Consider the following 22575-nt stretch of genomic DNA (forward strand, 5'->3'; position numbering starts at 1 on the left):
CGCAAAGGTAATGCACAAAAATAATCAGATCATTCAATAGACATCTGTTATCCTATTTTTTCCTTTAAATTCAAATTCATCCCCCACTTTTTTCTGCATTAGCTGCTGTGCCAGTGGTGATACAGGTGAAAGAAAAATAACAGGTTCCCCATTGATAACCTGTTTACCGAGACCTGCTCCTATAAAAAAATTTGTGGTGGTGGATCGTACAAAAGCTCCCGCAGCGGGGGTATGGTATATAGACTGAACATTAATAGCACGAATGGCATGGAGATCCTGCTGGTGAGCGAGCAGCTGCCTGGCATGCATATCTTTTTCCATATGACTCATGGCTCTCGCCGTTTCATATTTATCGCCGACAGAACTTTTACTTTCCTGGTTAGCCGCAGCCTGGGCGTCGTCCATTGCCTGTTGGGTGATGGTAATACGTTGCATGAAGACTTGCTCGCAATGTTGCTTCAGTAAGCGCTTGTGAGCGATCTTTTCTTCCATAAAAAATACTTATTGGTATCCAAAGCCCAAATATAGGAAATGAGGAGCTTGTTGCGTAATTGTTGACTGCTGCGGCAGCTGTTGTTGCGATATTTGTTTGGGGTTGGCAAAGGGAGGAACCCGTTAAAGCGCTTCCGCAATTAGTTTTACGGCATTAAGGGCCTGGTCCCATCCCTCAACAGCGTCTTGATATTCCGCCTGATCTAATCTTGTTATTAATTCCTCCTGCCCCGTTAATAAGGTTTGGCCGTCATTTTCCTGGAATGAATAGGTAAGTACTGCTATGACGGTATCAGTATCATTTTCAAACAAACTGTGCTTAATAAGCTGCATGGGCTTAAAGTCAAGCAAAACCCCGTTAGTGAGGGCCGTTCCATCAGATTTCCTGAATCCGAAGGAGCTTCCGGTTTTCCAGTCTGTGCCGTAATATCCTCCCATTTGTTTGGTTACCTCAGGATTGGTAAATACGCTCCAAACAGCTTTCACAGCAGCATTTATTTCGACTGTTTTCTCAATAATTTGATTTTTCATCTGTTATCATTTTACATCTCGTGAAGGTAGATAAAAATTATTTTCAGTATCTTTTGCGTATCAACCCGATACAGTAAAATATGGATAACCCGCATCCCAAAAAGATCCAAAGAATAAAAGACTTCTTCGAAAAGAATGAGTACTATATCGCTATGGTAATACTGGTCATTGTATTTCTAGTTTTTTTTATTTCATTCTTTTTTGTAGACGGACGCGGCGACTCTTATACAGGTCCCTGATTAAAACAGCTTCATAATTAAGTTGAGGGATCTCTGTACACCCATCCGCAGTAATCCCTATTCGTTCTTCAGCACCGCTACCGGGTTGCTTCTCGCCGCCTTCCATGTTTGCGATCCGATCATAATGAATGCAATCAGCAATACACCCAGTAAGCCAACGAACAATTCGGTGATCTGCACGGGGGTATGATAAGGGAAATTGGGGAGCACAACGGTTTGGAAGAAGATGTAAGTTACCGGCAGGGCAATGAGCGCGGAAACGGAGAGAAGAAACAGAAAACCGCGGCTCAGTAAGTATATTAGATTGCCGATGCTGGCGCCCATCACCTTGCGGATACCGATCTCCTTTAATCTTGTTTCGGTAGTGAATACTACCATTCCGAATAATCCCATTGACGCAATAGAAATGGCTAAAAACGAAAGGAAGCCAATGATCTTGATCATAGTAGAAAATTCGCTGTAGGCATCTTCTATTTCTTCGTCATAGAATTCAGCTGAAAACGGATGAACACGATCGATCTTTTTCCATATGGACCCGATCCTGGCCATCGTGGCCGGCATATCGGTGCTTCGGATTTTGACGCTGATAATGGCCCTGTCGTCGGGCGTCCAGAACGTGAATGCTACGGGACCCATGAGGTTTTCTACCTTGCCATAGTGAAAGTCCTGCATCACGCCAACAATGGTCAGGTTACGTCCATTCAGCGTGACTTGTTCTCCGATTGCTTTCCCAGGGTTGTTGGCGCCTATGTTGAATCGTTTTAAAACCTGCTGGTTAACGATCACCTCGCCAACTGCTTCGGCGGTGGCGGGCCGGGCAATGAAATTTCCTCCGGCCAGGAGTTTATAGTCGTGCAGCGGTAAATAGTTTTCGTCAACGTGGTTAGTCATGACCAGCACAGAATCCCTCGAATCTTTGTATTTCATATTGCCGCCCCAGGCGTTCCCGACGCCGGTGGTAATCAGCGACCGGGAGAGTGCGGTTACTTCCGGCATCTCACTGAGTTCCTTGAGCATTGCATCGGGTTTATTATCCTTCATGTCGATGTTCAAAATGTTTGTGGTGTTGAATCCCAGGTCAAATGCCAGTATGTTCTTATACTGTACGTAACCGACGGCGGTTGTTGTAATAAAGATCAGGGTAACGGTATATTGAACTACTACCAATGTGCGCCTGAGTGTGAGGTGTTTGAACATCCTCATGGATGAAATATTTCCGAACGCATTGATAGGGCTGATTTTCGAGAAGAATATCGCTGGTATGAAGCCGGCAATAATACCTACGGCGACCGAAAAAAGGATGAAGACTGCCACCATGGCGGGCGTGAGGCTAAGCTGCACCGTGCGCTGCATTTCCGGCGCCATGTTGATCAGCAGTGGGCGTAATATGAGAAACAGGAGGAATGAAAGCAGCAGGGATGCCAGGGAGATCATGATCGCTTCGGCCAGGAACTGCAGCCGTACCTGGCTGTTTCCGGCGCCGATAGCTTTGCGAAGACCTATTTCCTTGACACGGCGCATAGCGCGCGCTATTGAAAGATTGGTATAGTTGAAACACGCAGATAATATCACGATAAATGCCAGCCCGCCGAGGATCCATAGCAGAACGGGGGACATGTGAGGGCCCACGAAGCCGGGGCCGCCCTCGGATTGTTGAAGGCTTTCTCCAACCACGATATTATATAAAGGAAGCAGTTCGAGTTGGATTTTGTCATTTTCTTCAGCGAGGTTTTCTTCCGTTGAGAGTGTGTTGAGCTGCGACCGGATAGCAGCCATATCAGCATTTTTCGAGGGCATCACATACACGTAGTTGGACCACATGTTTGTCCACGCGTCAAAACTTTTATCGCCTTTGTTGGTTTGTTCGGCGGTGGATAACGATACCAGCGCTTCGAAGCTAATGTGCGAAAAGAAGGGAATGTCCTTCATGATGCCGGTTACCTGGTAAACAAGCGTATCGATCTTGAGGGCCTTGCCAAGCGCAGCCTGGTTGCCAAACAGTTTCCTTGCCGCCGTTTCTGTGAGAACAATAGAATAGGGATCTTTCAGCGCCGTTTCCGGATTGCCTTCTACCATCGGAAATGTAAAGAGGTGGAATAGCGATGGCTCCGCCCAGTACCCTTTGATGGGAACCGTATTGTCGCCCACTTTCGCATCGCCGGAAAAGTCGCTGCGCATCGTCGTCACTTGCTCAATACCGGCTACCTTTTCGCGGATGAGCTTTCCGGTTTTTATAGAGGTAGACCCAAACTTGCCGTTTTCTTCGCTGTTGGAGGTCAATATATTGGTGATGCGATAAATCCGCTCGCCATTTTTGTGAAACCTGTCGTATGAACGCAGGTCAAGTAAAAATGCGATCAGCAGTAACCCAACAGACATGCTGATGGCAAGACCCAGGATATTGATGAAGGAGAACAGCTTGTTGCGCATGATGTTGCGCCCGGATGTTTTGACATAGCTTCCGATCATGATGCGGTTCATAAAAAGGTTGACAAATATTGATCTTCGTACGGTATAACTTCTGAAGAATTTGAAAGCGTCAATGATGTAGATCAGCTTTGCACGGCGGGGCCCGTGTAATTGTACATTGCGTTCGAAGCATTCGTGGAGGTCGCCGGTCAGGTCCTCTACGAGCCCGGGTTTACAATACCATTCTACAAATTGCAGCGCCCAGGAGGGTGGATGGTGTTGTCGTTGGTCTTTCATACTACGTGTTTTTCCAGACAAGCGACGGTATCCTTGCCCACAGCTGATCGCGCATAGCTTTGGCATTGACCAATGCTGCCTTGCCCTGCATCGTCAGTTCATAGAATCTTTTGCGTTTACCGCCACGGGCCTGGGTTGCTTCTCCCAGCTCACTCTTCACCAGTCCCTTCTCTTCAAGGCGGTTCAGCACTGCGTGCACCACGCCCAGTTTCACGGAACGGCCTGTATGATTCGAGAGCTCGTCGCATATCGCTACGCTGTAGGCTTCGTTTATCAATGCGGCAACGGTGAGCAGCACCAGTTCTTCGAATTCTCCAAGGTTTGTACCTTTCATTTTGCTATTAATTGCGTAAATGTATGTAAAAAGAATTTATTTTACATACAAAATGTGAATAATTAATTTAAAGAAGCATCTTGATTTCCGGGGGACGCGTTGTATACGCATGATTAGTATAAGGTAGGGGATACATGATAATTTAAGTGGTGCCGTACTGTCTACACATCAGTTATACTCCCGTTTTTCGTGTAAGTTTGAAGCGCAGCAGGTCGTTCATGTTTAAAAAAGTCGGGGCAGGCATTGGCAATATGCTTTAATTTTTCAAACGTATATAAAGAATGATAAAGGACGATGTAATCATTTTCGGTAACTATCGCTGGCTGGTATTGGACGTTAAGGAAGGTGAGGCGCTGATTATTACAGAAGAGATAATAGCACTGAGATGGTATCATGCCCGTTTTGTGGACGTTGTTTGGGCAGATTGCGATGTAAGAAGATTTCTTAACAATAAATTCTACCACCAATTCAGCCGGGACGAAAAAGCAGCAATTATTACTGCAACAAACGAAAACCCCAACAACCCATGGTTCAGCACAAATGGTGGGAACGCCACTACAGACAAAGTATTTTTGTTGAGCCTTGAAGAGGCATGCCTGTATTTCGGGGACAGCAAAGCAAGATTGCAGCATAAAAGTAACCAGACGTGGTCTATTGATGATGAAAACAATAGCAAACGACAGGCGAAATACGGGAATGACTTTCATTGGTGGAGGCTCCGGTCACCCGGTTATTACGGGCGCACGGCAGCAAGCATCAGCAAAAACGGCCATGTGTATGTTCGTGGTAATGGCGTCCACGGCAGGCCCAGAGATGGCGGCGGCCTGCGCCCTGCTTTATGGCTGAAGTTGCGGCATGACAATTAAAATATCAGGAACTGCGTATATTCGTCGGGGATAGCGCACGGCATAAAATCACCTATCGGCATGTGATCCTTTTTGCTGCTCACCAAACATCTTCCCAATCGATGAATTACGCAACTTTTAAACCGCACCCGGATTTGAGCGTATTCGTCAAATGTTATTGGACATTGGAAGTTGCTGCTGATGAGCATGCGCCAAAGCAGCGTGTACTGCCGGACGGATGTATCGAATTGTTTTTTATCCTGGGAGATGACATAAAACGGTTTGTGTCAACAGATGAATTCATTATCCAGCCCCGCGAAATGGTGTTGGGGCAAATTACCGAGCCGTACTTTATACAGCCTGTCGGATATGTAAATTCCTTTGCCGTTAGCTTCTATCCATATGGCTTTACCAATTTTGTTTCCCTGCCAATCAATCAGCTGGCTAATAAGGAAACACCGCTCAACGCCTTGTTTGGAGAAGAAGTTGCTGCACACCTGTCTCAAAAGATAATAAATGCTGCTGATACCCATCAGAGAATACAGATAATGGAAGACTTTCTGACAGCACGCATGCAAAGCCAGGCAACGATTGACCAGGTGGTGAGGTCGACGGTGAATGCGCTGTTGCTGAAAAAAGGCAGCATATCCATTAGTGCTATTCTGGATGTGGATCTCTCCAAAAGGCGGCAATTGGAACGAAAATTCCTGAAACAAATCGGAATAAGTCCTAAACAGCTTGGCAAAGTAATAAGGTTGCAAGCCGTATTGAAAATGTTGCTTAGTGGGCAGGAAGGGCATCTGACAAATATTGCCTATGAACGGGAGTATCATGATCAGGCCCACTTTATTAAAGATTTCAGGGAGTTTACGGGAGTAAGTCCGAAGTGTTTTTTGAACGATGGTACTATGGCGCTTTCGTCGCTGTTATATTCCGGGGACTAGTGTCGCAATTTTACAATTTTTGACCCACGGGGCATTGTAGATTTGCAGGATGATGATTCTTCCATTACAGCGAAATATGAAACGGGCTATTGTACTGCACCTCGTAATCGTTTTCGCCGTTTGCTCCTGCCATAATAACCCTGGAGCGCCGGCAACGATGGCCAGGTTGCCTGCAAATAAAACTTTAAAAAACATGAAAAACTTCATTTCAATCGTCGAAATTCCAACTGACTCTTTTGCCCGGGCCGTCAAATTTTACCAGTATATTCTTAATATTCAAATACAGGAGATCGACATGCAGGGAACTCCGATGGGTTTATTCCCTGACGGCGAGGGTACCGTAAACGTCGCCCTGATAAAGGGAGCCAGCTATAAGCCTTCAACCGAAGGCACACTTGCTTACTTTAACGGGGGCGATGATCTGCAAAACGTACTGGATAAAATTGAATCCGATGGCGGCAAAGTGGTGGTGCCCAAAACGCTGATTGACGCTGAGAACGGGTTCTTTGCTATGTTTATTGACAGCGAAGGCAATAAAATGGGTTTACATTCTTTCAAATAATTAAATCAATCATCCGGAGACCGTGAACTGTTTTTTAAAATTTTACAAAAGAGCTGCATTTAGAAAATCGTTGAGTGGTTTCAGTGACTTGTAAATTTCTGCAAACTTCTTTGGAGCAGCGTCTTCCAGCAGTTCTTTATCAGATACAGGGTGGACCGCCGCAAAATATTTCAGCTTCAGGTATGCTGCCATAGGATCTTCTTTTTCAAAACCGGAAGGAACACGCTTTAGTTTTCCATCTTCGCTCAAGCCACCGAAATAGTGACAAAAAGATGCCTCACGTATTATCTTTTGGAATGCTTCGGCATTGCCCGAGATCTCTTTCCGCAGTGCTGCCAGCTTATCATTTCCGAGCATATAGATACCGCCGGCCAAAAAGGATTGTCCGGGCTGGATATGCAGATAATACCCGGCATTTTTGAACCCTATATTTGCGCCGAAGTTAATTTTATAAGGATCTTTGTTTTGCGAAAACCGGGTATCACGATATATCCTGAAAAGTGATTTTTGGGGATCCAGCTTTCCTATTTCCTTATCAAACCCGGCTATTTCCGATATCAGCTTTTCAACAAATAAAACCAGGTCTTCACGGGCATTGTTGTACTGTTTTTTATGTTCGTTGAACCATTCCCGGTTATTATTTTTCTCTAATGTTTTCAGGAAATTCAGGACGGATATTTTCATCTGTGTCAGTTGATTGAATGAACAGCGATTTTGTTTCCCTCCGTGTCAATGAATATGCCTTTGTATCCTATCTCGGGGCTGATAAGCGTTTTCGGAAGAATTACTTTTCCATTGTTGAGTGCTACCTTGTCTAACACGATCTGAAGGTCATTACCGCCATTCAGATAGGCCACTACTCCTGCTGTTGAGGGCTTATAGTCGTGCCCCTGAACAATGGCGCCTGACACGTTGGCGCCGTTGCTGGGGAAGAATCCCATCTTTGTACCGGATATGTCGGTTTCGTTGATTTCCAGGGCCAGAATGGCTTTGTAAAAAGAGACTGCCCTGTTGAAGTCCGTTGCGGGGATATCAAAAAAAGTAATTACGTTTTCCATATTCAAATAATTTTATGTCAGGCAGCAAAGTTAACAGGCGCCGGAAACATAAAATTGTAAATATGGGACAATGCTATTCCATCTTATCAAAAATCAAAGACATTTTTAGTTCCTCTCCGTAGAATTCTTTAGGTGTAAGTCCTGTAAATTCTTTGAAGTCTTTGATGAAATGGGCCTGGTCGTAAAATTCACCCTCATAAGCCAACCCAATAAGACTGGTAATTTTTTGATTCAGCAATATTTTGAGCGTGGCTTGCAGTCTGATGGTTTTAGAAAGTTGTTTCGGACTTAAACCAATGGCCAGTGAAAACTTGCGTACCAGCTGTCTGCGGTTGACATTTGTTTGCCGGGAAAGCTCGTCAACGGATAGCTGCCCATTAGCCGTTAGAATAGTGTCAACAGTTGATTTTACGATATAGTCCACGGTTTTGGTATCCGTCAGCCGGCTTAATAAAAACGCTTCTATCAATTGTATTCTTTCCATAGTTGACCGGGTATTTAAAATATTTTGTCCAAGTGTTATTCCCTCTTTGCCATACAGTTTTTCCAATGGTACAGCGGTATTTTCCATTTCTTTTATTGGCATGGTGGCAAACGACAAAAATCCATATGGATGAAAACAAACGAAAAAGGTGCCCGTTTGCCCTGTTGGTTCTACTTCGATCGGCCGCGTTAGCTGTCCGATGACAAAGCATTTCGGCAGGATAATGCTGTCCCCGTTTTCGGTGTATCGTTTGTAGGGAGCGCCATAGTGAAAAATCATTTTCATTCTGCCGTCGGGAACAATGGTGTTTCTTTCGGGTGTTTTTTCTTTCTGGCTTTCCAATGTCCAATAACATTCCACAAATGGTGCTAAGTCGGCGCCCGGCTCAAATATTTGATGATTCATTTTTGCGCGATTTGTTATACTTTGGTATGAGATAGCAATTTCATCAGGCTATCCAACAATAACAAATGTACGAAGCGGTCCTAAAAAATTTACAACGGCATATTGAGCCGACCAGGGAAGAAACAGAGATTTTTTTATCCCTCGTGGTGCCTAAAAACATTAAAAGGAAAGAATTTTTGCTGAAAGAAGGAGATGTGGCAAAGCAACAGTTTTTCGTGATTAATGGTTGTCTGCGGACTTATACAATTGACGCAGGCGGCAAGGAACATGTTTTGATGTTCGCACCCGAAGATTGGTGGTGCAGCGGCGATCTGTACAGTTTTTTATCGGGGCAAAAGAGTGTCAATAGCCTGGAGGCTTTGGAGCCCACCACCCTGTTGCAGATCAGCAAAGAAAACCTGGAGGTTTTGTACCAACGGGCGCCAAAATTTGAACGATTCTTCAGGGTATTATTTCAAAACGCTTTTGTTTTTCATCAACACCGGATAGGCGCTAACCTTTCGCAACCTGCGGAAGGGAGATATGCGCTGTTCACAAAAACGTACCCTGATCTTGAAAACAGGATTCCGCAGAAATATATTGCTTCGTATATAGGTGTTACGCCGGAGTTTTTTAGCCAGATGAAAGCAAATATGTCCCGCCGGAAATCTTAAGGTACATTATTTTTTGGCGGATGACATGATCGTTCCTTTGTTGTATTAAATTATTAGCAACATGGAACACAAACCAAATGTACCGACTGTTTTCAGCGAAAAACCTTTTGCAGAAAAGAAATTTATTGAGATAAAGGGCCGTCGTATGGCTTATATTGATGAAGGAGAAGGCGATCCTATCGTATTTCAACATGGCAACCCTGCTTCATCCTATCTCTGGCGGAATATAATGCCTCATTGCCGCGGCCTGGGACGCCTCATCGCCTGCGATCTGATTGGCATGGGTGACTCGGAAAAGCTCCCTGGATCCGAACCTGAACGATATTCTTATTCAGTGCAACGCAGTTTTATTTTTGCACTCTGGGAAGAACTGAAACTGGACAAAAATGTGATATTGGTGTTGCACGACTGGGGTTCTGTGTTGGGTTTTGACTGGGCAAATCAGCATCGCTCCTGTGTTCAGGGTATTGTGCATATGGAAGCATTGGCGATTCCTTTTAAGTGGGATGAGTTTGAACCTAAAGTACGTGATTTATTCCGGGCACTGCGCTCTCCTGCGGGAGAGGAGTTGATACTAAAAGAGAATGTGTTTATTGAAAAAGTATTGCCCGGAGGCATTTTCCGGCAACTCAGTGAGGCTGAAATGGCGGAGTACCGGCGGCCTTATCTTAACGAGGGAGAGGATCGCCGCCCTACCTTATCATTTCCGCGTCAGATTGCTTTGGACGGATCACCAAAAGAAGTTGCTGACGTAGTGACGGCATATGGAAACTGGCTTGCACAGAGCCAGGTTCCCAAGCTTTGGATTCATGGCAATCCCGGTGCGGTGGAAAATGACAGTGTCCGGAAATTTTGCAGCACCTGGCCCAATCAAACAGAAATATCAGTAAAGGGTAAGCATTTTTTACAGGAAGACAGCCCCATGGAAATTGGGGAGGCAATTGCCGGGTTTGTAAAAAAGTTACGCTAAGGGGAATACGCTGACGATGAGCCATGTGTGCTGCATCTTCTCCTGAATTTTATAAACTTAATTTCTTTATATTTATCTGCCATTAGGTGTGATCGCAAACGGTCACACCTAAGCTGGTTAGTATAGTAGCAGGTGACAGACCTTCACCACAATCAAGTGATAAAACCCTACAACTCGCCGTTATGATAAAACAGGTGCTCTTTATACAGGGTGGGGGTAACGATGGCTACGAGGCCGACGCAGAGCTGGCTGCCTCATTGCAACAAGCGTTGGGAAACGACTACGAGGTCATCTATCCTGAAATGCAAACGGATGATGCAGCCCCGGACTTTGGCTGGCTCAGGCAAATCGGCAGAGAAATTGCCAAACTCGGGGACGATATTATTTTGGTGGCTCACTCCCTGGGGGCATCCCTGCTGCTGAAGTATCTCTCTGAAAATAAAACAGCAAAAAAGACAGCCGGCGTTTTCCTGATAGCAACGCCATTTTGGAATGGTAAACAGGAATGGATGCAGGGGTTAAAATTACAACCAGGCTTTGCAGGAAAGCTCCCGGAAAACAGCCGGTTTTTCTTTTACCAATGCCGCGATGACGAAGAAGTGCCGTTTGATCATCTGGCCATATACAGGAACAACCTCCCGGGTGCAAGCTTTCGTGAAATAGAAAGTGGCGGGCACCAATTAAATAACGACCTTCATTTAGTAGCAAAGGATATCAAAAACCTATAAACTCACCTGGCTAGTTATGAAAATAAAAGCTTATGCAATTAAAGAGAAAGGTGGAAAACCAGCGCCATTTTACTATGAAAGAGAGATCGGTGATAACGAAGTAAGTGTGAAAATCATTTATTGTTCTGTTGCAAGAGGCGATGTTCAATTCATCAGCAATGATTGGGGCGATACAAAATTCCCGCTTGTTCCGGGACATGAAATTGTGGGAGTCGTTGAAGAAACCGGCGCCAACGTAACAGCGTTGAAGACTGGCGACCGTGTTGGCATCGGTTATCAGCAGGAGGCTTGTTTTGAGTGTGAGTTTTGCAAAGCGGGTAACGAACAGTTTTGTGTGCAACAAAAGGTTATCTGTGTGGATTGTTATGGCGGTTTGGCGGACCACATTATTGTCGACAACAGGTTTGCTTTCAAACTGCCATCGGCGCTTTATTCGGCAAATGCCGTTCCTTTACTGTCATCCGGGGTTACCGTATATTCAGCTATTGAGAGGGCGCAGTTGCCCGACAGGGCGGTTGTTGGCGTGCTGGGAGCAGGCGGCCTTGGTCAGTTGGCGATCCGGTTTCTACATAAAATGGGACATGAGGTATATGTCTTTTCCCATTCCCTGGAAAAAAAGGAAATGATCAATCAATTGGGAGCTGAGTTTGTACTTAGCTCAAACGCCGATAACATTACAGCGATCAATAAGCAATTTGACTTTATTATATCTACCTTAAATGTACCGTATGATCCGGATACTTTTTTGAGACTCCTTAAGCCACAGGGAAAGTTTTGCCTGGTGGCTTCCCCTTTGAACAAAACGCCCGTTAGCCTTGGCTTGCTATATGATTATGTTCAGCGAACTATTTACGGGAATTACGTAGGTAGCCGTAAGAACATGACAGATATGCTTAACTTCGCGGCAAAGCATCATATTGAGAGCGAAGTAGAGGTGATGCCGTTTCATAAAATGAATGAAGCAATAGAAAAGGTAAAAGCAGGAGAAGTCAACATCCGCTTAATATTGGAAAACCACGAATAAAATGAATTCACAGGAAAAAGTATTACACTGTTATAACCAGGTCGCCAGCGACTATGCGATTGAGCGCTGGGATGAGCTCACCAGGAAACAGGTGGACCGGTTGCTGTTAAAGGAATTTGCAGCCATTAATAAAGACAAGGGACTATGTGCCGATTTTGGCTGCGGGCCGGGACAAACAACAAAATATCTGTATGATAATGGCTTGAAAAACATTGTAGGCGTTGATTTGTCGCCGGAGATGGTGAATGTTGCCAAAAAACTTTCTCCCCAAATAAATTTTGAAACAGGCGATTTATTAAATATCGCTTATCCGTCAGAACATCTTGGAAGTGTGCTGGCATTTTATGCGATCGTGCATTTTACCCTTGACCAGGTAGGGAAGTGCTTCGCAGAAATAAACAGGGTGTTGAAAACAAACGGAGAGTTTTTATTCTCTTTCCACGTAGGAGAAGAAATCGTTCATTTTGATAAAGCGCATGACAAAGAAATAGATGTTGACCTGTTCTTCTTCAAGACGGATGACATCATCGCATTATTGCAGAAAACAGGGTTTAAAATAATTGATGCGATAGAACGGCGGCCGCATGAAGATATGGAATACGCCACCAGGCGCGCTTATATCTGGGCCGTGAAGAAATAGCAGACTGTAATAAAAGAATACCTGCAACGAATACTCCCTAACAATCAACCATATGCCTATGGCTCAGTCAGACTATTACCTTACCGCAAGGAGGTTCTGGAAAACTGTTACAGACAGAGATGTAACCATTTCCGAATCGCAACTGCAACTACAACTGGAAGCGCAAAAGCGCTTATTTAACATCTTCCAGGCCGGCAATTTCTACTACATTATATTCAATATGTATAAAAGTGAGCTGGATTTTGTTGACAGCAATATTACTAATGTGCTCGGCTATGCCCCGGAAGAATTTACCATTGCGCTTCTCCTGGAAAATATCCACCCGGAGGATAAGCCATATTTCCTGAACTTCGAGTATCGCGTTGTGGAATTTTTCAAAGCATTGCCTTTTGAAAAAGTAATGAAGTATAAAGTGCAGTATGATGTTCGTGTGAAAAACAAATGGAATAAATATCAACGGGTGTTGCATCAGGCCGTGCAACTTGATTACGATGAAAAAAACTACTATCGCACGCTTAGTCTGCATACCGATATTACCCATATTAAACCGGAAGGAACGCCCTGCTTTTCACTGATCGGCCTGGATGATGAGCCATCCTATTATAATATCCAGGACGCCAATATAATCACCCAATCATTTGATCTTTTCACCAAAAGAGAGCGGGAAATTCTGAAGTGTATTGTTGAAGGTAAAAGCAGCAAGGCAATTGCAGAAGAACTGTATATCAGCTTGCATACCGTAAATGCACACCGGAAGAATCTTCTTTCAAAAGCAGCCGTTAAAACCCCCGTTGAATTGGTTAGAATGGCCATCAGGGAAGGCTGGGTTTAAAAAATAGCTACTACTAGTTATTTTTTGGTTGGTGGCTACGTGATAACTTTGTGTCAAAGAGAATCACCTACGAGCAAAAATGTCCCTTTTACTAAGCAGATTGTCAGTCGTGGCTGGGGATAGGCCCCCGCAATGCCTGGTTTTTCTGTAGCGACTAACCAAAAAATCTCCACAAAATGATAAGATTTCTACTCATTGCAGCACTGCTTGCAGTAAATACTTCTGTGTGCCATGGCCAGCTGAGCGTATACTTTTGCTATGAAACACGTGAAATGGGCTGGTCTGTCGGGTTTGATAATACAAACGGGACCAGGGATAACGAAGCATATAAGCACTGCCTGGTTCGGGGAGGTAAATATCCGGCGATACAATTCAGTAATAACAGCTATGGTTGTTATGCGGTGGTATCTGCAACGGATGACACGGGCGTGAGGACAGCTGGTTGGGCCGCAGGAGAATCAAGCGAGGCCGCTGCGCTAAATGCTGCAAAGGCCCAGGCAAGGTCGAAACGGGCAGTAGAAAGTTCTATACATGTGCTCGCAGTGGGATGTGTTGCCCAACCTCCCAAACAGGAACCCCAATGGGGAGAATGGCATTCAGAAGCCTGTTCCTATCTTGAGTACAGGATTAAAACCCTGGAAGGCTTCGACTGGAACTACCAGGTACACGCGTATATACAGGTACGTTCGCGATTTAAGATGCCGGTTACATTTGTTTTTGAGCTATTGGATAAAGACGGGAAAGTACATTTTGGCGACCTGCACAAAACCCAGCCCGGCGAAACAATAGAATTTGTCCATAAAATGCAGGCTAAGATCATTAAGCGGATAAGGATAACAGACCTGAAGAATGCCAATACCAATAGAACTATTAATTGCGATGATGCCGACGGCGGTAGAACGGCGGGCAGCAATGCCAATAACGAAAACCTACAGCAATTGGTCGCTGAATTCAATAACCTGCTGCCCCAAATCCCGGATGGCCAAAATAAAACAAACATCTATAACAGTACCCTAAAAGTGTTAACAGGCACTTATGACGATGCTTATAAGGCAAGCGTGGTAAAAGACGCTATCAACAGGTTAAAAGGTTTACCCGCCCAATCGGTCAGCAAACCCGATCTGTCAGCAGGGATCAACGAACTATCGCAGAAGGAACTCAGTTTAATTAATGATATCAGGGAGATAGAGCCGAATGCGAATGTGAGCGCCTGGGAAGGAGAACGGACCGACAATGCTGCGTATATCATGCAAAGAAAAAAGGAAAATGTCAGCTACCTGGAAAACTATTTAGGCAAACTGGAAACAAAAGCAGCGGGAGAAAAAGCGGCTAAAGAAAGACAGAAGAATACTTTTAACGGGTTGATGCAAAAAGGCAACGAGGCAATGAACAGGAGGGACTACACCCTGGCGATGAGCAACTACCAGGCGGCCGTTAACAGCACCAGTGATATCAATGATCAAAATTTAGCCAGAGATAGATACAACGCAGCCATGGAGGCCAAGAAAACAGCAGATCGCCAGGTAAGGGTAGCTAACGCCCATAAAACAGATAACGAAGAAGATATGCTTTATACGACTGCTGCGGCATCTGCTGCAGGTTTCATGGCGTTGTTAAAAGATGGATACAGCAGCAGGTCATTTGCTGCAAAGTTTCTGCTGGGCGTTGGATACGAGCATGCTGCTATTTTGAGTAACGGCGTCGGTAAATCGTACATAGAAGAGCGTGATCTCTTCAGTCTTCATACAGGATTTAATCTTGGTTTTTTCAACAATAAACCGGTATCGTTTTATGTAAAACCGATGGTAAACATGGGCATGAGCGCATTTACAACCGGTGTCAGCGGTGGTTATGCCAGCTATGGCGGAACGGGTGTATTACAGCTGGCGGTAAGGCGGCATTCCAAATTTAACATATTTGCCGAAGGCGGTTGGTTCAAACACTCCGGCACCTATAAATATGATGCCGATGCACGTAATAATACTGCCACAGATGATGTCAGGGAAGGCAATATGAGTTTCTCCAGGCTGTTGTATGGTGGCGGGTTGATGCTGAGGTGGATCAATACATCTGCCGGTAAGGAAACCTATATAAGACCGGCCGTTTATTATGAAAAACCATCGTTCTTCACTGATGACAGGAAGCCGGTACTTAGCATGAACCTCCAGGTTTACATATACAGCGCTATTATGTTCGACTTCACGTATACCCCAAATACTTATGTTTCCGGCGAGTTGCACTACCCGGCCACACTGGAAATGAAAGAGGTAAATGCCTACAGCATTAAAATTATCCGGCTGGGCAGGTTATACTAATAACTGCCCGGAACACCCCCGGACGGTATTTAAAAGTTATCGCCGGGGGGTAGCCGCTTTAAAAAAGTCATCCACTTTTTTATTGAAGTCGTCGCGGTATGCTACCAGGGTATCATGGCCCGAATTGGGCAGGATCCAGAGGTAAGCGTTGGGAATGTTCTCAAATATCTGTACCGTGTGCTGCACAGGGATCAGGTCATGATCTCCGCCTATAATGAGGGCAGGGCATTTAATTTTTTTCATGTCGCTTAAAGGAATATTGGGTTGGAGCCAGTCCAGCAAAAACACTTTATAGGTATTTCTGTCGCTGTCGCTGGTCAGGGGCATCTTCTTTTGCCAGTCGTTGTATTGCTGCTGTTCCTCTTTCCAGTAAGCGGGGATAAGCCCGGTCGAATCAGGCCATAAATTGGCCCCTGTGCTGGCCAGCCTGATCACTTTGCTGGGATGGCGCATGGCCAGTACCAGGGCATTAATGCCCCCATCGCTCCAGCCCAGCACATAGGCCGAATCTATATGCATGGCAGTTAGGAGTGCGTCAAAATCATCTGCCATCATTTCAAAACTGAGCGAATCACGGTTGTCGTGCGTGCGGCCATGTGCGCGGCTATCCACTGCAATGACTTTATATTTTTTTGCGAAGTAGGGAATATTCCCGGCGAAGGCGTCGATACTGCCGCCATTGCCATGGATCATCAGCAACGGCATCCCTTCGCCATATACCTCGGTATACATTTTAATGCCCCGCACGTCGTAATATTTCCCCGCGGCATCGTTATGTCCATAAGGAATTCCTTTTTGCTGACCATAAGCGGTAATGGCCAACAGCCAGGTACCTAACAGCAGTACATAATTTTTACACATCTGTTTTTATTTTGTCATCCAAAGCCCGGTAATATTTCTCTGCTTCATATGCCTCGCCGTTATATTTGCTTCGCAAAAGTCCATCGCGAAGTTTAACCTTCATATTTGTGAAACTCCGTTACTATTAAATAATATCCATCCAGGTCCCTGAGCGAAAATTCCTTTTTTAGGGAGTTGGGATTTAGGTGGATGTCTTCTTCGATTATACTGCCTGATTTTTCAACCCCGGCCCGTACTGCTTCCATGTTCTTTGTCCTGAAGTAAAGGATTAACCCGTTTCCCGGAGTGATGCCAGGATTAGTCATGGTAGGATGATCATGCTCTCCCCATTTATGCAGACAGAGTATAATTTCATCATCTTCTGATACCAAAACAGCAAATGTATCTCCGCCGTGTGTTCTCCTGAATCCAAACAATTGTTGATACCAGGCAGCGCTGGCCTCTACATCTTTTACAGCGATTATCGGATCAAGTTTCGTCATGGTAATTTTGATTTTATCTCTCAGCAATTTATGTGTATTCCTGGTTTTAAATTAAAATATTAATTGCAACGAAGCTCAGCAGTTGTGAAATTGTAGGGGGAGCTTCCTCCGTTATTAATGATTATTTAATATGCACGTAATTTTCATCATTTAATTTTGTTGCGGTCGAATCCGGTACTGTAATGATCCAGGAAATTAAAAATTTATCAGATAAGCATCTATTGAAACAATGTGCCGAAGGGGATGATATCGCCTTTAACGAGTTGTTTCGCCGATATTTTAATAAACTGTACCAATATACGCTCGGGTTTACGAAAGATAGCCTGGTGGCGGAAGAGCTGGTGATGGACGTAATGCTCAACCTTTGGTTGAGAAAAGGAAATGTTATCATAACCGATAGCCTGAATCCTTATCTTTTTCGCGCCATGAAAAATACACTCATCAACTACTGGCGGAAGAAAATAATCCCTACCACCTCGCTGAAAATTTCTGAAGAAGTTGATTTCGCTGATTCCCGCTCAGCAGATCATACTATCCTGACCAGTGAACTTGATAATTTGTATAGCCAGCACCTCGACGCACTTAGCCCGCAGCGAAAAAAAGTTTTCGAGTTGAGCCGTCATGAAAACCTTACCTATCCAGAAATTGCCAGCCAGCTAAACCTCTCCGTTAAAACGGTAGAACATCATATGAGTGCCTCATTGATTTTCCTGCGGAAAAAACTGAAGCCACTTTCAGATTCGGCCGTCATTCTCCTCCTACTGCTATCTTAATTTTCGTCAGGGGCATAAATTTTTTTACAGGCATTAGGGGTACCGCTATTTTTTTGTGTTTTAAAGAGTATAAGCACAAAAATGGAACACCCGGTTGATAAAATACTCATCAAAAAATTCATCAATAATAACTGTACGCCGGAAGAAATAGCCCGGATACGCCTTTTCCTGGAGGAGCCGGGAGCCGACCAGGTTTTTGAGGAGATCCTGAACGAACAGTGGGAAACCGGTAACCCTGATACGCCGGCGGATGAAGCGCAGATGCAGTATTGGCAAAATAAATTTCAACAGAAGGTAGCGGAAATCCGTCCGCCATCACAACGAAAGTTTAAGTTGCTGAAATATGCAGCGGTATGGACCGGTCTTCTTATCGTTGGGGGACTGGGTTGGTATCTTTCACGTAAAGGCGATAAGCCAGCTCCCATGGCTATGCTTACCAGCAGTACTGGTACCGGGAAATTGCTGAAGGTCCAGCTCCCCGATAGCACTATCGTATACTTAAATGCCTCCAGCAGCCTGCAATATCCCGAAACATTTACCGGGGACAGGAGGACGGTCGCCCTTCGGGGAGAAGCCTTCTTCGACGTAAAGCCCGACGAACGACATCCTTTTTTCGTTGCCACAGATAAACTGCATGTACAGGTATTGGGGACCTCTTTTAATATCCGGTCGTACCAGGATGATGCCGATATTGCGGTAACCGTGGCTACCGGTAAGGTGGGAGTAACTGTTCCCGGGTCAGCGAATACAGCGGCCACCATCTTATTGCCCGACCATGAGCTTACTTATGCCCGGTACTCGGGCAAAGTGGAGGTGAGCACCGTAAACGCCGCTGATACCAAAGCCTGGGAGCAAGGCGCCTTTATATTCAATTACGAAACACTGGAAAATATTACTAAACGTCTTTCAAGATGGTACGGTGTTACGTTTGTATGCAACAACGATAAGCTGCTGCAAAAGCGTTTCAAACTGAAGCTAAGGAATGAAAACCTCAAAAATGTAATGGCCGCCCTCAGTAGTGCCGGCGACGGATTTCAATACCAGTTTAAAGACAAGCAAGTTATCATCAAATAAGTCAGCCACCTAAAACACCGGGTATGATGTTCAGCTAACAAGTACAATCAGCAAAGAAAGAGATAGTTTGAAAAGAAAAGAAACGGAGGGTTCGAGGCCTCCGCTTCCGGGTAGCTTTTTCAGATCTATTGTCAATTCGTGTAACAAAATCTTTTAAAAGCCATGTACAATTCTACGAAAAAAAAGAATGTAATTAAACACCTATGTGCAATGACCAGGTTTGCCTTTAATGTACTAGTCATTATTTTAACACTGGCGGGTGCAAGTTTTGCTGAAACGGTAAAATCCCAGAGCCTGAGCAACGTCAGTGTGTCCATCACCTTCAGGGATGCAGCATTGGAGCGGGTACTGGACGAGCTGGAACACCAGTCAGGATTTACTTTTGCTTATCCCATCGAAATCGGGAAATTAGGGCATGTGAGCATTAACGCTAACAAAACCAAATTATCCGACGCGCTTCAAACATTGGCAGCGGACCATCGCCTGGTTTTTAAACAGGTGGGTAACCTGGTATCGGTTAGCCAGCAGCCCAAGCCGGGACGGATCATCGGGAGAATAGCAGATGAAAAAAATGAACCGCTGCCCGGCGCCACTATCCGGGTGCTGGAAACAGGCCAGGTGATGCCAGGCGGGGCCGATGGTTCCTACCAGTTAGTGCTGCCTGCCGGCACTTACACCGTTGAAATCAGTTACGTTTCTTTCCGCTTAAAGCGTATTACGGAAGTCGTTGTTACAGAGAACCGGGCCACCCGGCTCGATGTGGTAATGACGCCATCCACCAGTACGCTGAGCCAGGTGGTCGTCACCTCAAAATATAAAACGGAAAGCACAGCAGCACTGTACGTTCGCCAGAAGAATGAAGCAGGTATTTCCAACGGTATCAGCCGCGAACAAATCGCTGCCCTGCCGGATAAAAATATCGGTGAAACGCTGAAACGCATTTCAGGGCTCTCCACCAACGATAACCGGCGTGTAGTAGTACGCGGCATTGCAGAGCGCTATAACGTGGCCATGATGGATGGGGCGATACTGCCCAGCACAGATGTACAGGTACGCGACTTTGAATTTGATATCGTACCCAGTAACCTGATCGACAATGTAGTGGTTTCCAAAACGGCGACGCCGGATATGAGCTTTGGCTTTGGCGGCGGACTGGTACAAATTAACACCCTGGCCATTGCGGATAATAAATTCACTACTTTAAGTTTTGGTAGTAAGTATATAGATGGAAGTACGGGCAGGGACTTCTTTGGATACGGTCGCGGGAAGAATGATTACCTGGGGTTTGATGATGGCGGCAGAGATCATTTTCCCAAAGACCTGGTGATTTTTACAGGTCAGAATTATAACCCCACTAACCCCAATGCAGCCCCGACGCCGGGTATTACGCCGATTACGCCGGCAATGATTGCGGAGCAGAATAAAAAAATCGGTGGCATGGAACGCATGGGTTTGCGGACGTATAAAGCGATGCCCGGACAAAATTACCAGTTCAGCCTGGGGCGTAACTATACGCTTAAGAACAGCCGTATTGGTTTTGTAGGTTCATTGAGTTACCGTAATGAACAATCTATTGATGATATTCCGCACTTCGAGCGGGGCAACTGGGAGAAATTAGGAAGCGCCAATTACGATGCGGAAACCGGGCAGGAATTGGACCCGACTTACGCTAATCAATATAATTTTAATACAAGCTGGGGCGCCTTGCTCAACGCAGGATGGGCGTCGAAGCATCATAAAATAACGGTGCGGAATTTTTATTCCCGGATGTTTAGTAACCAGTTTTCGCGCATTGTAGGTTTTGGTAATGATATCGGGTATGGAAAAGATTTACCCGCCATCCGGGAATATGACAGGCCTAAGTTTATAGACCTGTTGCAGAACCGCATCAACGGAGAACATACTTTTGGCGCTTTCCGGCTCGACTGGAACCTATCCCGCAATAAACTCAATAACCAGGAGAAAGACGCGGTGGAAGCATGGCTGGCTCCTGTAAATACCCTGAATGGCCAAGTGTATAATGTTGTGCCGAACGGGATTACGAATCCCGGAACCGGCACCTTTAACCGGGGGCAATACCAGTATGAAGAAACCAATCGTATTGCAGAAGGCGCACTAAGTTATCACTTCCGGGCAGCGGGGCAAAAACAAAACATAAAAGCAGGCTATCAGTATATGGAGCGCCATGGTTACTACGACTGGACCATATTGCCCATTGGCACCCTGCAGCCCATAGGCAGTATATACGGTTATGTGCCTGTGCAGGAATGGGGACAGTTCCTGGGCTTCAATGATCCCATGAAAGATCTGTTGTACTTTCCTGCTACTTTTTCCCAGAATGGATATGAAGGAAAAAATGTTAACCAGGCTGTTTTTGGCATGATGGACAATCGTTTCAACAGATGGTTACGTTTGGTATGGGGCATACGCGCGGAATATTACAAGTATGAAAGATTGAAAAATGGTGCTAACGATCTTGTCGTTAGTCAGCTGATTGAGCAGGGATCAAAGAACAGGTTTGTGGATCCGGAATCAGGAAAGATAGTCACCCCGTTTGCCGACCCTACATCAGAAGAAAAAACCTGGCGTTACCTGCCCTCTGCCAGCTTAACCATAACACCATTCAGGGATTTCAATATCCGGGCTGCTTACTCCCAATCAGTGGTAAGGCCTGCGCTGATTGAGAACTCGCGCATGATCCGCTACGATCCCGCCATCGGGGCTTATCGCCGCAATGAAGGCGTTTTGTCTACTACCATTGATCATTACGATTTCAGGATGGAGTGGTACCCAAAGCCGGGCGAGGTGATTTCAGTGGGCGTTTTCCGCAAATATTTTGATAAGCCGGTGGAACTCTACCGTACACAGCCCGATGCCAGCATGCGGGTATATGTAACCACTCAGAATTCAGAATGGGCAAAGGTGCATGGCCTGGAAGTTGATATGCGCAAAAGCCTCGGATTTATACAACCCGGATGGAAATGGCTGGATGATATGTTTGTAAGCGGTAACCTGACCCTGCAACGTTCAGAAGTGCAAGCCAGTTCATTTGTAGGACTCGGAATGACCCAGGATAAATACGGCAACAACTACGAGTACCGCAGTAAGATAGCCCAGCGGGAAAAAAGACCATTGTACGGGCAGGTGCCGGTAGTCTACAATGCAGGACTACAATACATTGGTAACCGCTTGGGCGCCAATATCGCTTATAACCACATGGGGTATAAAACCTTCTCCACCGGGATGACGCCTGATATCGTAGAGTACGAACGTCCCCGCAATCAAATGGACATCCAATTGAGCTACCGCTTTTTAAAGCATAAAAATTTAGATGTAAAAATGAATATCGCCAACCTGATGAACAACCCTTACAGGTTTTATATCAACAGCAACGGTACTTACAAATTGTTGGACAAATGGAAAGATAAATCACTCTCAGCGATCCCTGAAACCGAGTGGAGCCAGATATATGAATGGAAGTACGGCTTCTCACAAAAATATGAAAACGGGTATTATGAAACATCGGAAGACGGCAAAACCAAAAAGCGGATTGGCGACAAAGACACCTTTATCCGTAAAATAGGTACTTCGTTTAGCCTGTCTGCATCCTATTCTTTCTAAAT

23 protein-coding genes are annotated in these 22575 nt (G+C 45.2%); 14 read left to right on the forward strand and 9 right to left on the reverse strand.

Annotated elements, in window-relative coordinates:
• Positions 1–33 precede the first annotated feature (33 nt).
• Positions 34–492, reverse strand: coding sequence for a GreA/GreB family elongation factor (locus KE626_RS13315; RefSeq protein WP_211973394.1), 459 nt, complete (start codon positions 490–492; stop codon positions 34–36).
• 123 nt (positions 493–615) lie between these two features.
• Positions 616–1023, reverse strand: coding sequence for an SRPBCC family protein (locus KE626_RS13320; protein ID WP_211973395.1), 408 nt, complete (start codon positions 1021–1023; stop codon positions 616–618).
• Between the two features lie 80 nt (positions 1024–1103).
• On the opposite strand from KE626_RS13320, the gene KE626_RS13325 reads away from it, so the two are divergent.
• Positions 1104–1262 carry a hypothetical protein gene (locus tag KE626_RS13325; protein ID WP_211973396.1) on the forward strand — a complete coding sequence of 53 codons (159 nt, stop codon included), beginning with the start codon at positions 1104–1106 and terminating at the stop codon, positions 1260–1262.
• A gap of 57 nt (positions 1263–1319) precedes the next feature.
• Here the strand turns inward: KE626_RS13325 and KE626_RS13330 are convergent, their stop codons facing one another.
• Both KE626_RS13330 and KE626_RS13335 read right to left on the reverse strand, forming a co-directional pair.
• The gene (locus KE626_RS13330; RefSeq protein WP_249207445.1) at positions 1320–3968 is read right to left on the reverse strand and encodes an ABC transporter permease; all 2649 of its coding nucleotides are present in this window, start codon (positions 3966–3968) and stop codon (positions 1320–1322) included.
• A gap of 1 nt (position 3969) precedes the next feature.
• Positions 3970–4302, reverse strand: a complete 333-nt coding sequence (locus KE626_RS13335) for a PadR family transcriptional regulator (protein WP_211973397.1) — start codon at positions 4300–4302, stop codon at positions 3970–3972.
• 281 nt (positions 4303–4583) lie between these two features.
• On the opposite strand from KE626_RS13335, the gene KE626_RS13340 reads away from it, so the two are divergent.
• The 3 genes from KE626_RS13340 to KE626_RS13350 all read left to right on the forward strand — a co-directional run bounded on the left by KE626_RS13340 (position 4584) and on the right by KE626_RS13350 (position 6653).
• Positions 4584–5168 (forward strand): DUF6273 domain-containing protein, encoded by a 585-nt coding sequence (locus KE626_RS13340; protein WP_211973398.1) that lies wholly within the window; start codon positions 4584–4586, stop codon positions 5166–5168.
• A 101-nt stretch (positions 5169–5269) separates the two neighbouring features.
• Complete coding sequence (locus KE626_RS13345) at positions 5270–6091, forward strand: AraC family transcriptional regulator (protein WP_346344401.1); 822 nt, start codon at positions 5270–5272, stop codon at positions 6089–6091.
• Positions 6092–6284: 193 nt separating this feature from the next.
• Positions 6285–6653: a VOC family protein gene (locus tag KE626_RS13350; protein ID WP_211973400.1), complete on the forward strand. Its 369-nt coding sequence runs from the start codon at positions 6285–6287 to the stop codon at positions 6651–6653.
• Between the two features lie 42 nt (positions 6654–6695).
• Here the strand turns inward: KE626_RS13350 and KE626_RS13355 are convergent, their stop codons facing one another.
• The 3 genes from KE626_RS13355 to KE626_RS13365 all read right to left on the reverse strand — a co-directional run bounded on the left by KE626_RS13355 (position 6696) and on the right by KE626_RS13365 (position 8600).
• Positions 6696–7337, reverse strand: a complete 642-nt coding sequence (locus KE626_RS13355) for a DUF2461 domain-containing protein (protein WP_211973401.1) — start codon at positions 7335–7337, stop codon at positions 6696–6698.
• 5 nt (positions 7338–7342) lie between these two features.
• Entirely contained in the window at positions 7343–7711 is a 369-nt protein-coding gene (locus tag KE626_RS13360) for a VOC family protein (protein ID WP_211973402.1), read from the reverse strand.
• A 73-nt stretch (positions 7712–7784) separates the two neighbouring features.
• Positions 7785–8600 (reverse strand): helix-turn-helix domain-containing protein, encoded by an 816-nt coding sequence (locus tag KE626_RS13365; protein WP_211973403.1) that lies wholly within the window; start codon positions 8598–8600, stop codon positions 7785–7787.
• Positions 8601–8665: 65 nt separating this feature from the next.
• Between KE626_RS13365 and KE626_RS13370 the strand changes: the two genes are divergently transcribed.
• The 7 genes from KE626_RS13370 (at position 8666) to KE626_RS13400 (ending at position 15762) form a co-directional block, all read left to right on the forward strand.
• Positions 8666–9253 (forward strand): Crp/Fnr family transcriptional regulator, encoded by a 588-nt coding sequence (locus tag KE626_RS13370; RefSeq protein ID WP_211973404.1) that lies wholly within the window; start codon positions 8666–8668, stop codon positions 9251–9253.
• Between the two features lie 61 nt (positions 9254–9314).
• A complete protein-coding gene (locus KE626_RS13375; protein WP_211973405.1) occupies positions 9315–10223 on the forward strand; it encodes a haloalkane dehalogenase in 909 nt (302 codons plus the stop codon).
• A 182-nt stretch (positions 10224–10405) separates the two neighbouring features.
• Complete coding sequence (locus KE626_RS13380) at positions 10406–10951, forward strand: alpha/beta fold hydrolase (protein WP_211973406.1); 546 nt, start codon at positions 10406–10408, stop codon at positions 10949–10951.
• 16 nt (positions 10952–10967) lie between these two features.
• Positions 10968–11975 carry an NAD(P)-dependent alcohol dehydrogenase gene (locus KE626_RS13385; protein WP_211973407.1) on the forward strand — a complete coding sequence of 336 codons (1008 nt, stop codon included), beginning with the start codon at positions 10968–10970 and terminating at the stop codon, positions 11973–11975.
• 1 nt (position 11976) lies between these two features.
• Positions 11977–12615 carry a class I SAM-dependent methyltransferase gene (locus KE626_RS13390; protein ID WP_211973408.1) on the forward strand — a complete coding sequence of 213 codons (639 nt, stop codon included), beginning with the start codon at positions 11977–11979 and terminating at the stop codon, positions 12613–12615.
• Positions 12616–12673: 58 nt separating this feature from the next.
• Complete coding sequence (locus tag KE626_RS13395; protein WP_211973409.1) at positions 12674–13447, forward strand: LuxR C-terminal-related transcriptional regulator; 774 nt, start codon at positions 12674–12676, stop codon at positions 13445–13447.
• 176 nt (positions 13448–13623) lie between these two features.
• Complete coding sequence (locus KE626_RS13400) at positions 13624–15762, forward strand: hypothetical protein (RefSeq protein WP_211973410.1); 2139 nt, start codon at positions 13624–13626, stop codon at positions 15760–15762.
• 36 nt (positions 15763–15798) lie between these two features.
• Here the strand turns inward: KE626_RS13400 and KE626_RS13405 are convergent, their stop codons facing one another.
• Both KE626_RS13405 and KE626_RS13410 read right to left on the reverse strand, forming a co-directional pair.
• Positions 15799–16623 (reverse strand): alpha/beta fold hydrolase, encoded by an 825-nt coding sequence (locus KE626_RS13405; RefSeq protein WP_211973411.1) that lies wholly within the window; start codon positions 16621–16623, stop codon positions 15799–15801.
• Between the two features lie 92 nt (positions 16624–16715).
• Positions 16716–17105 carry a VOC family protein gene (locus tag KE626_RS13410; RefSeq protein ID WP_211973412.1) on the reverse strand — a complete coding sequence of 130 codons (390 nt, stop codon included), beginning with the start codon at positions 17103–17105 and terminating at the stop codon, positions 16716–16718.
• A 221-nt stretch (positions 17106–17326) separates the two neighbouring features.
• Between KE626_RS13410 and KE626_RS13415 the strand changes: the two genes are divergently transcribed.
• The 3 genes from KE626_RS13415 (at position 17327) to KE626_RS13425 (ending at position 22573) form a co-directional block, all read left to right on the forward strand.
• A complete protein-coding gene (locus KE626_RS13415; protein ID WP_211973413.1) occupies positions 17327–17878 on the forward strand; it encodes an RNA polymerase sigma-70 factor in 552 nt (183 codons plus the stop codon).
• Between the two features lie 81 nt (positions 17879–17959).
• On the forward strand, positions 17960–18952 hold the full coding sequence (locus KE626_RS13420) for a FecR family protein (protein WP_211973414.1): 993 nt from the start codon (positions 17960–17962) through the stop codon (positions 18950–18952).
• Between the two features lie 210 nt (positions 18953–19162).
• Complete coding sequence (locus tag KE626_RS13425; RefSeq protein ID WP_211973415.1) at positions 19163–22573, forward strand: TonB-dependent receptor; 3411 nt, start codon at positions 19163–19165, stop codon at positions 22571–22573.
• Positions 22574–22575 lie beyond the last annotated feature (2 nt).

The organism is Chitinophaga hostae (assembly GCF_018224885.1).
GTDB classification, from domain to species: Bacteria; Bacteroidota; Bacteroidia; order Chitinophagales; family Chitinophagaceae; genus Chitinophaga; species Chitinophaga hostae.

Coding starts and splice junctions, on each gene's coding strand:
- KE626_RS13315 (WP_211973394.1), bottom strand. CDS start 492: ATGGAAGAAAAGATCGCTCACAAGCGCTTACTGAAGCAACATTGCGAG.
- KE626_RS13320 (WP_211973395.1), bottom strand. CDS start 1,023: ATGAAAAATCAAATTATTGAGAAAACAGTCGAAATAAATGCTGCTGTG.
- KE626_RS13325 (WP_211973396.1), top strand. CDS start 1,104: ATGGATAACCCGCATCCCAAAAAGATCCAAAGAATAAAAGACTTCTTC.
- KE626_RS13330 (WP_249207445.1), bottom strand. CDS start 3,968: ATGAAAGACCAACGACAACACCATCCACCCTCCTGGGCGCTGCAATTT.
- KE626_RS13335 (WP_211973397.1), bottom strand. CDS start 4,302: ATGAAAGGTACAAACCTTGGAGAATTCGAAGAACTGGTGCTGCTCACC.
- KE626_RS13340 (WP_211973398.1), top strand. CDS start 4,584: ATGATAAAGGACGATGTAATCATTTTCGGTAACTATCGCTGGCTGGTA.
- KE626_RS13345 (WP_346344401.1), top strand. CDS start 5,270: ATGAATTACGCAACTTTTAAACCGCACCCGGATTTGAGCGTATTCGTC.
- KE626_RS13350 (WP_211973400.1), top strand. CDS start 6,285: ATGAAAAACTTCATTTCAATCGTCGAAATTCCAACTGACTCTTTTGCC.
- KE626_RS13355 (WP_211973401.1), bottom strand. CDS start 7,337: ATGAAAATATCCGTCCTGAATTTCCTGAAAACATTAGAGAAAAATAAT.
- KE626_RS13360 (WP_211973402.1), bottom strand. CDS start 7,711: ATGGAAAACGTAATTACTTTTTTTGATATCCCCGCAACGGACTTCAAC.
- KE626_RS13365 (WP_211973403.1), bottom strand. CDS start 8,600: ATGAATCATCAAATATTTGAGCCGGGCGCCGACTTAGCACCATTTGTG.
- KE626_RS13370 (WP_211973404.1), top strand. CDS start 8,666: ATGTACGAAGCGGTCCTAAAAAATTTACAACGGCATATTGAGCCGACC.
- KE626_RS13375 (WP_211973405.1), top strand. CDS start 9,315: ATGGAACACAAACCAAATGTACCGACTGTTTTCAGCGAAAAACCTTTT.
- KE626_RS13380 (WP_211973406.1), top strand. CDS start 10,406: ATGATAAAACAGGTGCTCTTTATACAGGGTGGGGGTAACGATGGCTAC.
- KE626_RS13385 (WP_211973407.1), top strand. CDS start 10,968: ATGAAAATAAAAGCTTATGCAATTAAAGAGAAAGGTGGAAAACCAGCG.
- KE626_RS13390 (WP_211973408.1), top strand. CDS start 11,977: ATGAATTCACAGGAAAAAGTATTACACTGTTATAACCAGGTCGCCAGC.
- KE626_RS13395 (WP_211973409.1), top strand. CDS start 12,674: ATGGCTCAGTCAGACTATTACCTTACCGCAAGGAGGTTCTGGAAAACT.
- KE626_RS13400 (WP_211973410.1), top strand. CDS start 13,624: ATGATAAGATTTCTACTCATTGCAGCACTGCTTGCAGTAAATACTTCT.
- KE626_RS13405 (WP_211973411.1), bottom strand. CDS start 16,623: ATGTGTAAAAATTATGTACTGCTGTTAGGTACCTGGCTGTTGGCCATT.
- KE626_RS13410 (WP_211973412.1), bottom strand. CDS start 17,105: ATGACGAAACTTGATCCGATAATCGCTGTAAAAGATGTAGAGGCCAGC.
- KE626_RS13420 (WP_211973414.1), top strand. CDS start 17,960: ATGGAACACCCGGTTGATAAAATACTCATCAAAAAATTCATCAATAAT.
- KE626_RS13425 (WP_211973415.1), top strand. CDS start 19,163: ATGACCAGGTTTGCCTTTAATGTACTAGTCATTATTTTAACACTGGCG.